General features: G+C 35.0%; 15 protein-coding genes. 5 read left to right on the top strand and 10 right to left on the bottom strand.

Features of this window, described 5'->3' with window-relative positions; genetic code table 11:
* Positions 1 to 70: 70 nt before the first annotated feature.
* The 4 genes from fabF to rsmD are packed head-to-tail and all read left to right on the top strand — an operon-like array spanning position 71 to position 3,436.
* The gene (fabF, locus tag N3C60_08105) at positions 71 to 1,309 is read left to right on the top strand and encodes a beta-ketoacyl-ACP synthase II (protein MCX8084866.1); all 1,239 of its coding nucleotides are present in this window, start codon (positions 71 to 73) and stop codon (positions 1,307 to 1,309) included.
* Complete coding sequence (gene rnc / locus N3C60_08100) at positions 1,302 to 1,991, top strand: ribonuclease III (GenBank protein ID MCX8084865.1); 690 nt, start codon at positions 1,302 to 1,304, stop codon at positions 1,989 to 1,991. Before fabF ends, rnc begins: the two co-directional genes overlap by 8 nt.
* Positions 1,978 to 2,958, top strand: coding sequence for a radical SAM protein (locus N3C60_08095; protein MCX8084864.1), 981 nt, complete (start codon positions 1,978 to 1,980; stop codon positions 2,956 to 2,958). Before rnc ends, N3C60_08095 begins: the two co-directional genes overlap by 14 nt.
* Entirely contained in the window at positions 2,894 to 3,436 is a 543-nt protein-coding gene (gene rsmD / locus N3C60_08090) for a 16S rRNA (guanine(966)-N(2))-methyltransferase RsmD (protein ID MCX8084863.1), read from the top strand. The genes N3C60_08095 and rsmD overlap by 65 nt, the downstream gene beginning before the upstream one ends.
* On the opposite strand, the gene N3C60_08085 is transcribed toward rsmD, so the two are convergent.
* From N3C60_08085 to N3C60_08040, 10 genes are all read right to left on the bottom strand, one after another.
* A complete protein-coding gene (locus N3C60_08085; GenBank protein MCX8084862.1) occupies positions 3,427 to 4,803 on the bottom strand; it encodes a TolC family protein in 1,377 nt (458 codons plus the stop codon). The genes rsmD and N3C60_08085 overlap by 10 nt on opposite strands.
* Complete coding sequence (locus tag N3C60_08080) at positions 4,800 to 7,925, bottom strand: multidrug efflux RND transporter permease subunit (GenBank protein ID MCX8084861.1); 3,126 nt, start codon at positions 7,923 to 7,925, stop codon at positions 4,800 to 4,802. Before N3C60_08080 ends, N3C60_08085 begins: the two co-directional genes overlap by 4 nt.
* Complete coding sequence (locus tag N3C60_08075) at positions 7,925 to 9,052, bottom strand: efflux RND transporter periplasmic adaptor subunit (protein MCX8084860.1); 1,128 nt, start codon at positions 9,050 to 9,052, stop codon at positions 7,925 to 7,927. Before N3C60_08075 ends, N3C60_08080 begins: the two co-directional genes overlap by 1 nt.
* An 88-nt stretch (positions 9,053 to 9,140) precedes the next feature.
* Positions 9,141 to 9,512 (bottom strand): response regulator, encoded by a 372-nt coding sequence (locus tag N3C60_08070; GenBank protein ID MCX8084859.1) that lies wholly within the window; start codon positions 9,510 to 9,512, stop codon positions 9,141 to 9,143.
* Between the two features lies 1 nt (position 9,513).
* On the bottom strand, positions 9,514 to 10,014 hold the full coding sequence (gene hfq / locus N3C60_08065; GenBank protein ID MCX8084858.1) for an RNA chaperone Hfq: 501 nt from the start codon (positions 10,012 to 10,014) through the stop codon (positions 9,514 to 9,516).
* Positions 10,015 to 10,076: 62 nt separating this feature from the next.
* Positions 10,077 to 10,370, bottom strand: coding sequence for a metalloregulator ArsR/SmtB family transcription factor (locus N3C60_08060; GenBank protein MCX8084857.1), 294 nt, complete (start codon positions 10,368 to 10,370; stop codon positions 10,077 to 10,079).
* Between the two features lie 10 nt (positions 10,371 to 10,380).
* Complete coding sequence (locus N3C60_08055) at positions 10,381 to 11,166, bottom strand: SDR family NAD(P)-dependent oxidoreductase (protein MCX8084856.1); 786 nt, start codon at positions 11,164 to 11,166, stop codon at positions 10,381 to 10,383.
* A 9-nt stretch (positions 11,167 to 11,175) separates the two neighbouring features.
* The gene (locus tag N3C60_08050) at positions 11,176 to 11,448 is read right to left on the bottom strand and encodes an EscU/YscU/HrcU family type III secretion system export apparatus switch protein (GenBank protein MCX8084855.1); all 273 of its coding nucleotides are present in this window, start codon (positions 11,446 to 11,448) and stop codon (positions 11,176 to 11,178) included.
* Positions 11,441 to 12,712, bottom strand: a complete 1,272-nt coding sequence (locus N3C60_08045) for an aminotransferase class III-fold pyridoxal phosphate-dependent enzyme (protein ID MCX8084854.1) — start codon at positions 12,710 to 12,712, stop codon at positions 11,441 to 11,443. Before N3C60_08045 ends, N3C60_08050 begins: the two co-directional genes overlap by 8 nt.
* Entirely contained in the window at positions 12,696 to 13,475 is a 780-nt protein-coding gene (locus tag N3C60_08040) for a DUF72 domain-containing protein (GenBank protein ID MCX8084853.1), read from the bottom strand. The genes N3C60_08045 and N3C60_08040 overlap by 17 nt, the downstream gene beginning before the upstream one ends.
* A 130-nt stretch (positions 13,476 to 13,605) precedes the next feature.
* Here N3C60_08040 and N3C60_08035 point away from each other — a divergent pair, with 130 nt between their 5' ends.
* Positions 13,606 to 15,615 (top strand): hypothetical protein, encoded by a 2,010-nt coding sequence (locus N3C60_08035; protein ID MCX8084852.1) that lies wholly within the window; start codon positions 13,606 to 13,608, stop codon positions 15,613 to 15,615.
* Positions 15,616 to 15,621 lie beyond the last annotated feature (6 nt).

The following is a 15,621-nucleotide window of genomic DNA, read 5'->3' as shown; positions in this document are numbered from 1 at the left end:
CCATGGCCCCTGTTTTTGGGGTCATGGGTGTTCATTTTGTATTACCCCAAAATTAGACTCTGGAGGAATTATGAAAAGAAGGGTTGTTATAACAGGTATAGGCCTCCTTACACCGGTTGGGATTGGAACAGAAGAAACCTTCAACAATTTGATTGCTGGTAAAAGTGGAGTAGGATTAGTGACCTATTTTGATACATCCGAATTTCCTGTTAAAATTGCTGCAGAGGTAAAGAATCTGAACTATGAAGATTTTGTGGATAAAAAAGATATAAAGATATTCGATAGATTTGTACTTTTTGGTATGATTGCATCTGAGATGGCAAGGAAAGATGCTGATCTTGATGTAGAAAAGATCGAAAGCGAAAGGGCAGGGGTCATAATCGGTTCAGGTATTGGTGGTTTTTCTACAATTGAGGAAACCCACAAAACCTATATGGAAAAAGGTCCCCGTAGGATATCACCCTTTTTTATACCATCTTCTATTATAAATATGGCAAGTGGAGCTGTCTCTATAAGGTATGGACTCAAGGGGCCAAATACAAGTGTAGTTACTGCTTGTGCTACTGGTGCCCATGCTGTTGGTGATGCTTTTAAAATCATCCAAAGGGGTGATGCGGATCTTATGTTTGCAGGTGGATGTGAAAGTGCTATCACCCCTACTGCACTTGGTGGTTTTGCTAATATGAAAGCTCTATCACGGAGAAACGAAGAACCTGAAAAAGCAAGTAGACCTTTTGATAAAGACAGGGATGGATTTGTCATGGGTGAAGGTGCAGGGATCTTGATCCTTGAAGAGTTGGAGCATGCCATCAAACGTGGTGCCAGAATCTATGCAGAGATTGTTGGGTATGGTTTGACCTCAGATGCCTTTCATATCACTGCCCCCGATGAAACAGGTGATGGAGCAAGAAGATGTATGCTTATGGCAATAAAAGATGCTGGGGTTGCACCGGATGTTGTTGATTATATAAATGCCCACGGGACTTCAACACCCTATAACGATGTCATAGAAACAAAGGCAATTAAAAATGCCTTTGGTGAACATGCTTACAAGCTTAAGATAAATTCTACAAAATCTATGACAGGGCACACTCTTGGTGCAGCTGGGAGTATAGAGCTTGCAGTTTGTGCTTTAAGTATTTATAACGGGATACTACATCCAACTATAAATCTTGATAATCAGGACCCAGAATGTGATCTTTACTATGTTCCTAACAAAGCTGAAAAGGCAGAGATAAGGTATGCTTTATCAAATTCTTTGGGGTTTGGAGGAACTAACGCATCGTTGTTAATAAAAAAATATGAGTGATAGTGAGAATATCACCGATATTTTATGCTATGAGTTTAAAAACAAGGAGCTTCTTTTGGAAGCTCTTACTCATTCCTCTTATTCGTATGAAAACAAATTAAACAGAAACTATGAAAGGCTGGAGTTTTTGGGGGATGCAGTTTTACAGCTCATAATATCTGAGTATCTTACCATTAAATACAAAGAATTTGACGAAGGGGTGCTTTCTAAGTATAGGGCATATTTTGTCAGTGAGGAATTTATAAGTCAGATAGCTCAACAGATCGATCTTGGAAGATTTATAAGATTAGGTAGAGGTGAACTCATTGCTGGAGGTAGTAGGAGACCCTCTATTTTGTGTGATATATTTGAGTCTGTTGTTGCAGCAATGTACCTTGATGGGGGGTACAATGAGGCCCGTAGGTTTATCATAAAAATAGCTTCTGAAAAGATTGATGAAGTTATTAAGTTGAATAAGTTTACAGACTATAAAAGTGAACTTCAGAAACTTACCCAGAAACTATTTGAAGATCTGCCTGAGTATGTGTTAAAATATGAAACTGGTCCCGAACATGATAAGACATTTGTTGTGGATCTTTTTATAAAGGGTTATTATTACTGCACTGGTGAAGGTAAAAGCAAGAAAAAAGCAGAACAAGATGCAGCGAAAAAAGCCTTTTTAATGCTTAATGAAAAAAGCTAAGATTTTACCTGTTTTTATACCTTTCTTTGGATGTCGCAATAGATGTCTTTTTTGCAATCAGGAGCGTATTTCTGGAGTGAAAATAGATGATTTTGAAAAGACTCTAATCAAACAGATTGAAGTTTATTTAGAATATGAAAAAGACTGGGATGAGATCGCTTTTTATGGTGGTAGCTTTACATGTATGGAAAAAGAACATAGGTATATCTCTTATAGATTGGCTCATAGGTATGGGTTTTGTAATATCAGAATATCTACAAGACCAGATTGTTTGGGTGAGGAGGTATTGGAGGAATTGGTGTTGAATAAGGTAAAAACGGTGGAGATGGGTGTCCAATCTACTTCAGACAAAGTGTTAAAAGCTAATCTAAGAAACTACACTAAAACAGACATTATAACTGCTTCAAAAAGGGTAAAAGAGCGGTTTACTCTTGGGCATCAGATTATGGTGGGTATGTTTGCTGAAAGTATTGATGACTTTTGGACTACTGTCATTGATGTATGTAGTATGAGACCAGATTTTGTCAGGATATACCCTACAGTTGTTTTAAAAAATTCACCGCTTGAAGAGATCTATAATCAAGGGGCATTTTGCCCTTATAGCCCTTCAATAACGCTTGCTTTAACATCAATGGCTTTTGTATATTTCAAAGGTCATCATATAGAGGTTATTCGTGTTGGTTTACAGGACTCATCGGAATTGAAATCTGCTATAGTAGCTGGGTTTTATCACTCTGCTATGGGTGAGTTAGTAAAAACGGTGGCTATGATTTCTTTTGCAGAGAAATATAATGTTCTTCCCGGGTTTTTTAACGGATATAAGAATATAATTAAAAAAATATTCCCAAAGCTTGAAGTAGTAGAGGATATCAATTGGTATAGTAAATTTTTAGGAGAAGATTTTGAGGATAACTGGAGGATTTTTAAAAGGGCGGCAGATATCGTTTGCGAAAGGATCTGGAATTAGGCCTACTACTGATAAACTAAGGAGTGCTCTTTTTTCCATCATATCCGACAGGGTTGTTAAGTCAATTTTTTTAGATGTTTGTTGTGGAACGGGAGCAGTGGGTATAGAGGCTATAAGTAGAGGCGCAGATAGTGTGGTATTTGTGGATGTAGATACAAAAAATCTTATGAAAAATATACCCCTTTTACATAAAGAATCATATCAAATAATCAAAGGGGACTTTTTCAAAAAAATCCCGTCCATAGAAGGGGAGATTTTTGATATAATCTTTATAGACCCTCCATACCAAAAATATTCTTTAATGGAAATTTTGGATCTTTTTTCCAAATATAATGTTCTCAAACCAGAAGGGTTATTGATTGTGGAAGAATCATCAAAAGTAATGTCAATTACAAATGGATTTTTTTTAATTATGGATGAAAGGATTTATGGAGACAACAAGCTTATCTTTTATGAAAAATCAAAGACTCATTGGTAAGTTAGCCCCAATGCCTTGTAAAACTCTATCTGAGATAGAATTAACTCCTTTTTTAGGGTGATCATCTCTACCTCTTTTGAGATATAATTTCTTTCTGCTTCTATTAGGTCTAATATACTAGTCTTGCCAGTTTCAAAATATTTTTTAGAGATTTCTAATAGCTTTTTATGGCTATTTAACTCATCTTTTTTGTGTTCTAATCTTGTATAAATAGATCTAATTTTGATTAAAGCTTCATTAACCTCCTTAAAAGCATTTTCAACGGTTTTTTCGTAATTTATTACCTCTATATCTCTTGATAACTCTGATTTTCTTACAGTGTTTTTAATCTTTCCGAAGTCGAATATTGGTAGATATATGATTGAACCAATATTCCAAAAGTTTGCTGAAGATTGGGCAATATTTGTTAGGTCACTGCTGGCGAAGCCGGTATTTGCAGTAAGAGTTATATTGGGGAAGTAAAGGCTTTTAGCTACCGCTATATTGTAGTTTGCTGATATTATTTTTTCTATTGCTGCGTTTATATCTGGGCGCTTCAGTAAGAATGTTGAAGGTAGATTTGTTGGGAGAGAAAATGGTGTGAGGTCTGCAGTGGTGGTATTAATGTCAAAGTTCGTTAAAGTCTGGGGGTCTTTTGAAACTAAGAAAGATAAGCTGTTTTTCAAAATGTTCGTATTCTCTATGATTTGTAGTCGTTGGTTTTTTATGTTTAACAATAGTGCGTTAGCTTGTTCAAAGATATATTCGCTGATGACGCCAAGTTCTAACTGTTTTTTTCTAAAAGCCACCGTTTCTTCATGGAGTTTTTCGTGCTTATCCAAAAGTGATAGAACCTTTTCATTAGCGCGTATCTGGATGTAGATATTTGCTATGGTTGCTACTAATGAATTTGCTATGTGTTGTTTATCGAAAACAGATATTTTTAGGTTTGATTTGGCAATCTCTCTCTGGGCTTTTAATTTTCCCCAAAAATCCAATTCATAGGATAATGAAGCCCCTAAGTTGAAGTAATTATCCACAGACTTTTTATAGGGGGAAACCTCTTGACTAACACTCTGTCTTGCAATATTACTAGAGGCTTTTGTCTCTGGATATAGAGTGGCTTTTTCTATGCCAAGGGTTGCTAAAGCGATATCTATCTTCATTTCAGCAGTTTTTATCTCTTTGTTGTTTTTAAGGCCATCTTCAATAAGTCTGTTCAGGATAGGATCGTTTAGTTCTTCCCACCAATTATTTTTTAAGTCTATGTTGGAGCTAAAATGGGCTATCTTAATCTGTTCTGGAATGTTTGGGGTATTTATTTTTAATTCTGGTGTTAGGGAGCATCCCATTATAAGCCATAAAAAAAACAGTATTGCTCTTTTCATTTTTCACCTGCTTTGATTTTTTTAAAGTATGATCTTATGTTCATCAATATATAATAGAAGAGGGGTACCCAGAAGATACCAACAAAGGTAACAAGTATCATACCCCCAACAACAGTTGTTCCCACCACTATTCTACTGTTTGCACCTGCTCCTTGTGCAATAGCAAGGGGTAATGCACCTAATATAAAGGTCAAAGCAGTCATCATTATTGGTCTAAACCTTATTTTTGATCCTGCGATGGCAGCTTCAAAGATAGTAGATCCATCTTTGATTTTTTGCTGGGCAAATTCTACTATAAGAATAGCATTCTTGGCGGTAAGCCCTATAAGTGTAATCAATCCTACTTGAAAATAGACATTGTTGGCAAGACCTCTAAAAAAGACAAAGCTTGATGCTCCTAATATAGCTATGGGTACAGTGAGTAAGATGACTATGGGAAGTGTCCAGCTTTCATACAAAGCCACTAATATGAGGAAGATAAATAGAATTGCATACCAAAAAGCACTACTACCCTCAGAAACTTGTCTTTTTTCCTGAAAAGTAGAACCAGCATAGTCAATAGTATATCCAGGAGGTAGTACCTCTTTTGCAACTTCTTCTATTGCTTTGATGGCATCACCTGAGCTAAAACCATATTTGGGTTGCCCAGTGATTTGGGCAGCGTTGAACATGTTAAACCTTTGTATGACACTTGGACCTACTATTTTTTTTATTTCAATAAAATTAGAGACAGGGATCATTATCCCTTTGTTGTTTTTTATATAAATGTTACTTAGGTCATCAACACTTTTTCTATATTTTTCATCCAGTTGGACATTGACGTGGTATGTTTTACCACTGAGATTAAAGTCGTTTGCATAGCTGGTACCCAAGGTACTATTTAAAGTTGAGTATATATCGGATATTTCTATACCATAGGCTTTTGCCTTTTCTTTGTCTACCGAGATGCGATATTGGGGAACATTAGGATTATAGTTTGATCTAACCTGTGTTAATTCGGAACGCTGATTTGCTTTTGTTACTAATTCTTGAACATATTTACCCAGTAGGAGAGGATCTCCACCTGTTCTATCTTGTAGATATACCTCAAATCCTCCGGTATTGCTCATGCCCATTATTGGGGGAGGATTGACCGGAAAGATTAAGGCTTCTTTGTTTTGTGAGAAAATACCGTATAGCTTCCCAGCAAGTGCAAAGGATGATTGATCTTTTCTTTTTCTTTCATCCCAATCCTTTAGTTTAGCAAACATTACAGCAGAATCAGATTTGTAGGCAAATCCAGCAATATCAAGACCTGCCATGGCTGTTGCACCGGTGAAGTTACCTTCTTTTAGAATGATGTCTGTTATCTCTTTTTGGACCAATTCTGTTCTTTGGAGGGAGGAGCCTGGCATCAGGTAAGATATGATCATCAGTGCCCCTTTGTCCTCTTCAGGGACAAGGTTTGTAGGTATTTTTTTTGTGATATCTATTGCTAAAAGGGTTAGACCTAAGAATATGATAAGATTGAAAACTCCATATTTTATCGTTAGAGCAACTGTTTTTGAAAATTTATCTGTTATCCATTCAAACAGTCTGTGGAAAAGTTGAAGTGGATATACTGGTGGTTTTTCCTGATTTTTCAGGATTGTGGCACATAAAGCAGGAGTAAGGGTAAGTGCTACTATACCTGATATAAACATAGAAATTACGATTGTCACTGCAAACTGCCTATACATTACTCCACTAAATCCACCCATAAACGCCACAGGAACAAAAACTGCAAACAAAACAAGTACATTAGCTATCACTGGTCCTTGGATCTCTTTCATGGACATTAGCGTAGCTTCTTTTGTAGAGATACCTGGATTGTTATGAAGAATTCTTTCAGTGTTTTCGATGACTATTATCGCATCATCAACAACTAGTCCGATAGATAGTATCAAACCAAAAAGCGTCAACATATTTATAGAAAAACCCAGCAAGTACATACCTGCAAAAGTACCAATTATGGAGACAGGTATTGCAAGGCTGGGGATTATTGTAGATCTGATTTTACCTAAAAAGATGAAAAGGACCAAGGTAACGTATATCAAAGCTTCTATGAGAGTTTTTAAAACTTCGTTTATCGAAATCTCTATAAATTTTGTGGTATCATAAGCAACTGTATATTTGACACCTTTGGGGAAGTTTGAGGATATCTCTTTTAGCTTTTTGTTGACCTCTTTGGCTGTTTCCAAAGCATTTGCACCTGGAGCCAAAAATATACCTACAGGTGCCATTTCTCTACCATTATAGAAAGCTTTTAACAAATATCGTTCTGCACCAAGCTCCACTTTTGCTATATCTTTGATTACAAGCTTTGAGCCGTCTGGATTACTCCTAAGGATGATATTTTCAAACTCCTCTGGGCTTTTTAATCTCCCTGGTGTTGTTATTGTGTAAGTGAAACTGTTTTTTGCCGATTGGGGTTCTTCCCCTAAGTTACCGGCAGCTATTTGAATGTTTTGGTTTCTAATGGCACTAAGAATATCGTTTATTGTTATGTTGTATTTAGCTGATTTGTCAGGTTCTATCCATATTCTTATGGCATATTCCCGATTACCAAATAGGAATGCGTCACCAACACCCTTAACCCTTTTTAATTCATCCACTACGGTATTGTTAATGTAGTTGTTTAGCCACAAACCAGTGTGAGAGTTATCCTCTGAAGTGAAAGCAATGACCTGTAAAATATCGGGAGATCTTTCCCTTACTGTGATACCCTGTCTTCTAACTTCTTCTGGTAGTTTGCTCTGTGCTATCTGAATTCTGTTGTTTACCTCCACATTTGCTTGTTTTGGGTCTGTACCAACTTCAAATACGACACTTATATTAAGTATACCTGATGGTGATGCCGTAGATGTCATGTAAATCATATTTTTTACGCCATTTATCGATTCTTCTAATGGAGCTGCTACTGTTTTCGCTAATGTGTCAGCATCTGCACCGGGGTAAACTGCTTGAATCATGACGGTGGGTGGTACGACACTTGGATACTCTTGAACTGGTAAAAGTTTTAGTGCAATAAGACCTATTATAACTATTACAATGGAAATTACAGTGGCAAATCTTGGTCTATTTATGAAAAATTTTGACAACATTATTTCTGCTCCTGATTTATAACTCTGTCAACTTTTACATTGATCCCTGGTTTGATTTTAAGTAGGTTATTGACCACGACGTCATCTTTATCATTAAAGTCCCCTTTTACTATTGAGAAATCGCCTTCTTCTCTGAATATGGATATTGGCTTGACAACTATTGTACCATTTTTGACGACATAAACTATTGGTCCTGATGAAGTTTGAATAATAGCCTTTGAAGGTATTTTTACACCTTCATTCGATTTTAATCCTAATAGTAGTAATCTTGTAAAATCTCCTGGGATTAACTTATTATTTTTATTATCAAAGATAGTTCTTACTTTAATTGTTCCTGTTGTTGCCTCCATGAGGTTGTCAACAAAATCAAACCTTCCAACAAACCTATTCTCTGAGATAACCGGTTTTATTAAACCCTTTTGAATAGAGCTTACAATCGAGTATTTTTTGTTATCGCTATCTGGTATTGAAAATTCTATGTAGACTGGATCGATTTTGTTTATGGTTATTAGATGAGTTCCTGGGGTTATATAATTACCTTCATCCACTAATTTTATATGGGCGATGCCGTCAGTGGGGGAATATATTTTAGTGTAACTTAGTTCCAATTTTGCTATTTCCAATGCCCCTTCTGCATTTTTTAGTATGGCTTTGGCAGATTCGTAGTTTGATAGAACACTTTCGTAATCTTGTTGGCTACTGATCTTTTCTTCGTATAACTTTTTTGTTCTTTCAAATTCACTTTTTGCTCTTATTAGGTTTGCTTTGGCTTGTTCTAAATTACCTTCAGCTTGTTTAACTTTAGCTAAGTATAAATCAGGCTCAATACTGAACAGTAAGTCACCTTTTTTAACAAAGGATCCATCTTTTATATGTTTTTTTAACAATATACCAGATACTCTTGAGACAATATTGACTGAACTAAATTGAACTATTCTGGCTGGATATTCGATGGGTATTTCGAGTGTTTTGCTTTTATCTATTTTATATACGTCCACAGAAAATTGGATTTGCATCTGAGGAGGCATTGATAGTGGCTTGGTTATAAGTTTTTTATATCCCCAAAAAATCAAACCTATCGCGATGATACCAAATATTATGCTGATTATTCCCTTTGTCAGTTTCATTGTATCCTCCGGCTCTATTAGACTGATTAGTCAGTCATTAAATCTTTTTTCATAAAATGTCAATGGTAAATTGCTTGGGGTATTCTTTTTAGTTCGAAAGAATTGTGCTTATCGCTTCTTTGAGGTCTTTAGCTCTTACAGGTTTGTTCAGAAAAAGTGTTACACCCACATCTTTTGCCTGTTTGTAAGTCTTGAAGGTACCAAAGGCTGTTATTATAATTATTTTTTGTTCTTTTTTTATCTGACGAATTCTTTCGATGAGGGCTAGCCCATCCAATTCAGGCATGCGTAGATCAGTTACTATTACGTCAAAGTTTTCTTTCTCCAGCTTGTAAAAAGCTTCTCGACCATTTTCTGCAGTATCCACATTGTACCCTTCAAGTCTTAAAACCTCTGCATAACCTAAGCGGGTATGTTCTTCATCATCAACAATCAAGATCTTAATTTTAGCATTATCCATACTATTCCCCATCGTATTTAATTATTTCACCCTCTTGATAAATAGGATGAACCGTTGAAATAGACGTTTTATATATGAGCTGTTGTTTATCTTCGTAGGATAGAAGTATAGTATAATCGTCAAAACCAATTAGATTGCCTTTGATTTTCACTCCATTCCTAAGGTATATGGTAACGGGGGATTTAGATTTTCTAACCTCATTTAGGAATATGTCCTGCATAGGTGGTTTTAAGTGTTTAGGTTTTTTACCGAGGTTGGTTTGGTAGTAGACCTTACTTATATACTCAATATCGATAATATTTTTAACAGAAGCAATTGTTGCTATATCCTTTTTGTTATGGGCTACTTTATAACCTAAATCATCGCAGATAATGGTATACTGATCAAAATCTATTATCTTGCCTCTAAATCGTTCTTTGTTATTCATAATAAATAGAAGAGGCACAGATTTTATAGAAGCATTCTGTAAATAAACAAACTCCAACTGAGCATATAAAGACATATTTCCCCCATAATTTTATAAATTATACAAAAATTACTACAAAAAGTCAACATTTAAAACAACTAACATTCAAATTTTGTGTTGGTGACCTCAAGTAACCTTTTTAAGATCTCTTTTATTGCTTCATCTTTTACTTTGTAGCAAACTGTGGTACCATTTCTAACACAATCGAGAATCCCCTTATTTTTAAGGATTGCAAGATGCTGACTTGTGGTAGCCTGTGGTATCTTTAAACCATCACATATTTTTGTTACATTGCACTCATTGTGCATCAACCCTAAAACTATTTTTAGCCTTATAGGGTGACCAATTGTTTTTAGTTTTTCTGAGTATTCTTCTAACCATTTTGCATCCATCTTTTTACCTCTATATGTTTTTGTATATTACCATAGAATGGGATTGGTGAAGGGGGGTGACAGTGAGTTCTCCTATCTGGACATGTTCTGGGAGCTTTGCAGTAAAAACCACTATCTCTGCTATATCTTCAGGCGATAAGGGTTTTATTCCAGCATATACTTTTTTAGCTCGATCTATATCACCATGAAATCGTGTTATGCTGAAGTTTGTTTCAGTCATTCCGGGTGCTATATTTGATACTTTAATCGGTTTGTCAACTAAATCCATTCTCATGCCATCTGTGAGAACTCTGACTGCAGATTTTGTGGCACAATAAACAGCTCCATTTGGATATGCACTAAGGCCAGCTATTGAGCCTATGTTTATGATATGTCCGTGTATGTTTTTGCTTAGCATGATATTAGCAATTTCTTTGGAGAAGTATAGTAGCCCTTTTATGTTTGTATCTATCATTGTTTCCCAATCTTCATAATTACCTTCATAAAACTTTTCTAACCCCAGAGCAAGCCCAGCATTGTTTATGAGAATATCGATGTTTGAAAGTTCTGGGGGGATCGATTTTAGAAAATCCTGAATTTTTGATAGATTTCTCACATCAACTTTACCGTAAAAGGTTTTTATGTCGTATTTCTCCTTTAACTCCTTATCGATTTTTGATAGCTTTTCGATATTTCTAGAACAAAAAATGAGATTTGCAGATTCTTGGGCAAATCTTTTAACGCATGCTTCACCTATACCACTTGATGCACCCGTAATCAAAACATTTTTATTTTTTAAAGATTTTAAATATTCCACAGCTGCCTCCTATGTTTTGCTTTTTCTTCTGTTATTGATTTTATAAACCTCAGATAAGATTTCTGCTACTGCTTTATAGAGATTTTCAGGGATCTCCTGATATATATCGAGTTTATAAAGAACCTCGAGTAGGTCGGGATCTTCTTTTATTTCAATATTATGGGCTTTTGCTTTTTCTAATATCTTCTCTGCGATTAGACCTCTACCTTTGGCGACAACTTTTGGTGCTTTATCCTTTTCAGCGTCGTATCTTAAAGCAGTAGCTTTTTTATTTTTATCCATCAGCCAATGCCTCAAATGAGTTTTTATAGGCTAAGATTATCTGATTAATATCGGTCTTTTTGTGGGCAAAGGTTATGCAGCCCCCAGAATGCATTGTGTAGACACCGTTAAGAATCATAGCTATTTTAAACAGGCTTTCTTTTTCATAGTCTAAATAGCTTAAAAAGGAGGATGGCTTATTTTTTTGAATATCTCCTCTTGTAAGAAAATGTATAGATAAAAGAGAACCGTATCCTGAAACAAAAGCATTAATATTTTTTGGGATGAAACCTTCTATCGTCTTTTTGAGTTTTTCTCCTTTGTTGTTGAGCCTATTATAATCCTTTTTTTCTAAAAGGGATAGGGTTTTGTATCCTGCAGCCATAGATAAAATATGTTCGGAAAATGTACCTCCACCTGTGATAATTTCCCCTTTTTTAATAACATCCATGATATCTTTTTTGCCTCCGTAAACTCCTATAGCAAAGCCCCCACCTACTATTTTCCCAAAAGTAAATAGATCTGGCTTTACACCAAAAATGGGCCAAATGCTTCCAAATCTAAATCTAAACCCGGTAATTGTTTCATCGTATATGAGCAATGTTCCATTCTTATCACAAAAGGCTCTTATCTCTTTTAGAAACTCTTCTTCTGCTTTTACACCTCCACCAGCTCCCAATATTGGTTCAAGGATTATGGCTGCCAGGTTCCCTTTTATCTTTGAAAGGATATCTAAAGAGGTTGTAGTGTCGTTAAAGGGTAGTGATATTATATTTTCTTTCATCCCTTTGTAAGGTGGTTTTATATCAAAGGATAAATCGGTGTTTCCGCCATGCCAGCCACCTTCAATCTTAGCAACGATATCCCTTTTGGTATAGCTTTTGGCAACCCTTGTGGCATACATGGTTGCTTCAGTACCAGAGGTACAAAAGCGCATAGTTTCCATTTCGGGGACAGCTTCTTTTATTTTCTCTGCTAATAGCAGTTGATATTCGTTTAATATACCCATCTGGATACCTTTTCTTGATACTTCTTTGATTTCATCAATGATAGATGTGTTGGCATGCCCTAATATATTTGTGTAGTGGCCCATCCAAAGATCAATTAACTCTATATCATCTATTGTGGTGATTTTGGGGCCTTTGCTACTCTTTACAATAAATGGAAAAGGGGTAAAGAAACGTATGTCATGGCTTACACCTTTTGGAAATACAGCTTGATATCGCTTGAAGATATTTTTGGATTTAGAGAATCTTAATTTGTATTCCTCATATATTTTTTTCACTGTTTTTACCTCTGATCATATCTTTTAAATCCAATGCGTTTAAAGGTGCGTAACCATCTACCACATTGCAGAAAGAAATAGCTATATTTTCCACATCTTCTCTTTTTTTGATATCGTTTGCGAGCTTTTCGAGAAAGTTTTTAGGATAGTTATAGCTGAGTTCTTTAGTTTCGGGGGTAAGCCAGAGCTCACTTTTACCGTACAACCTTAAATAGATTTTATTGTCTAAGATAAAAGGGTAATAGGGTGCAAAACCAACAATGGGTGGTAGATCAAGGGTTATCAAACCTATACTACTATTTCTAAAGTCAGAGATGAATCTTTCTTTGTACCATGTCCTGTTGGGTAGTTCTACAAACAGGGGATGATTTTGGAAGGTAGATTTTAATTTTAGTATGTATTCAAAGTTCTTTTTGCATGCGGTGAATTTGTATGGGAAGTCAGAAAAAAGTGCATATAGTCTGTTTGATTCGATGATGGGGGAGATGGCAATGTAGAAATTCTTTACGTCTTCAGAAGTGAATTTATCTTTTTGGAAAAAGTGTGGTAGCCTTATCGTGAAAACGGTATTACTACCGCTTCTATCTAATATGTTTTTAATCTCTCCATAAGATGGCATTTTGTAGTAGGTAAACGTAAGTTCGAGTAGATTAAAATGTTTTACATAGTACTCTAACATTTCTACTTTTTTTATACTGTTTGGATAAAAAACCCCAATCCAGTCATCAAACTTGTAACCACTAGTCCCTAAATAAATGTTCATCTTGTATCTGCCTTTGTAATTTTTATATATTCATATAATCTTTTTTTTTAGAAATCAATAAAAATTATAGTAACAAAAAGATGTGGTTTTTGGTAGCATTTTATGTTATAATTTCAATAGGAGGTGTGTGATGGTGAGAAATATATTTTTGTTTTCGATACTGGTTGTCTTAATCTATGCTTGTGCACCCGATCCTTTCAGGGAAAGTTTTGAAAATGCTAAAAAGTTAGCCTCTGCCAATAGATTAGAGGAAGCTTATAAAATTTATAAGGATCTTTGTTCTAAGGTTCCAGAAAATAAGGAATATTGTGAGGAATACAGAAAATTAAATAAAATATTGTTTGATCAGAAATTTAACAGTATAAATGATGAAATTAGGTCAATTAAATCTAAAACTCCTTTGATACCAATAGGGTTGATTGTCAAGTTTGAAGAGGATGTAAAATCTCTTTATGAGTTTAATATTGAAAAAAACCAGGTCGATAAGCTTGCTGCTCAGCTCTCAAATGAGAGGAGGCTTACAATATCAAAAAAAGATAGTGTTATAAAGCAGATGGATGAATATCTTAAAAATAGAGAATATGCTAAAGCCGTAAGTTTATTGAATGAAAATGCTTATATCGATAATTCTTTCTTTAATCTGAAGATAAATGAAATCAAAAATACAGCTTTAACAACTTTATACCCAGAAATACTAAAATTGGCTGAGACTGATCAATGGAGAAAGGCAAAACCTATGATTGATCAGCTCTACGAAATAGATAGTGGTTATCAGAATATTGCTGGATTAAAAGCTGAGGCGGAGCAAAAAGATAATGCTGATTATTATATTAAGAAAGCTGAGGAGTTGAAAAAGCAGAAGAAATTTGAAGAGGCTATAAAGGCATATAATATTGCAATGGAGTATCCCGATGACACAGTCAGAGTAAAAGAACTGTATAACAAAGCATTAGCAGAGTTTTCTGAATTTTACTTTCAAGTTGGTTTAGATTATTCTCAGCAGGATTTTGTGTGGCAGGCTTATGATAATTTCAAAAAGGCATTTGATTTAATAACTAAGATACCGGTTGAAAAGCGTGGTTTGGTTAAAGTTCCTAAAAAAGAGTTAAGTAAATATTATGATACCCTATACTTAAAAGCTAAAAAAGCTGAAGATGCTGATAGATTAGGATTGACATATCTTTATTATAGACTACTGTTCAATCTTAACCCTGCCTATCCTGAACTAAAAGAAAACCTAAAAAAACTTGATGATAAAATTGCTGCCAGGTCAATAAAAAGCCTTGCTATAATACCTTTTAAAAGTCCCAAAAATGCACCTGATGCTGGAGGTTTGTTCACATCCAATATTATGCTTAGTTTATATAACGATTTAAAAGATGAACTTAAAATTATTGAAAGGGAATCAACAGATGTCTTGTTAAAGGAATTTGAACTTAATTTAGCATCCCAAGCTGCCCAGAAGACAGGTGGGTTAAAAATAGCTAGTGCAGACTATTTTTTACTTGGGGATGTACTGGAGTATAAGGTAGAGTCAACCATGCAAGAAGGTAAAAAATCTATTAGAGTGAAAACAAAGACAGAGTTGGTTCCAAATCCAGAGTATGAAGACTGGCAAAAACTTGCTTCAAAGTTAGAAAAAGAGGGGAAAGAGATACCTCCTGCCCCATCTAGAAACATTGAAAAACCTGTTTTTGAAGATGTGAAGTATAATGTAAAATACTTTAAAAAAGTTGCTGTGTTGAGTATTAGTTATCGTATAGTTGATATGAATGGTAAGCTTGTTCATACAGGGATTGTTGATATAAAAAAGGATGCTATTGATGAATCCAGTGAAGGTATAGAGATAGGTGATTTTAAAATTCCTTTCAAAGTGGCTCAGTTGCCCACTGATGCTGAGTTACTTAAAAAAGCACAGGATGAAGCTGTTGTTAAGATAAAAAATGAAACAAGGGCTTTGTTTAAAGATCCTGAAAGTCGTTATATTAAACAGGCTCAAGATTTAGAAAAAGAGAATAGTATATTAGAAGCTATAGAAAGGTATATAGATGCTGTGAGTATTTTAAAGAGAAAGAAAATGAACTATGAAGATATAGAAATGAAAATTCTGAAATATGTAGATACCATTGTTAACATGTAAAGCTAT

It is taken from the genome of Calditerrivibrio sp. (assembly GCA_026415135.1).
Lineage (GTDB): Bacteria > Chrysiogenota > Deferribacteres > Deferribacterales > Calditerrivibrionaceae > Calditerrivibrio.
Note: the sequence above shows the minus strand (reverse complement) of the source record. Positions and strands in the feature narration are given on the sequence as shown.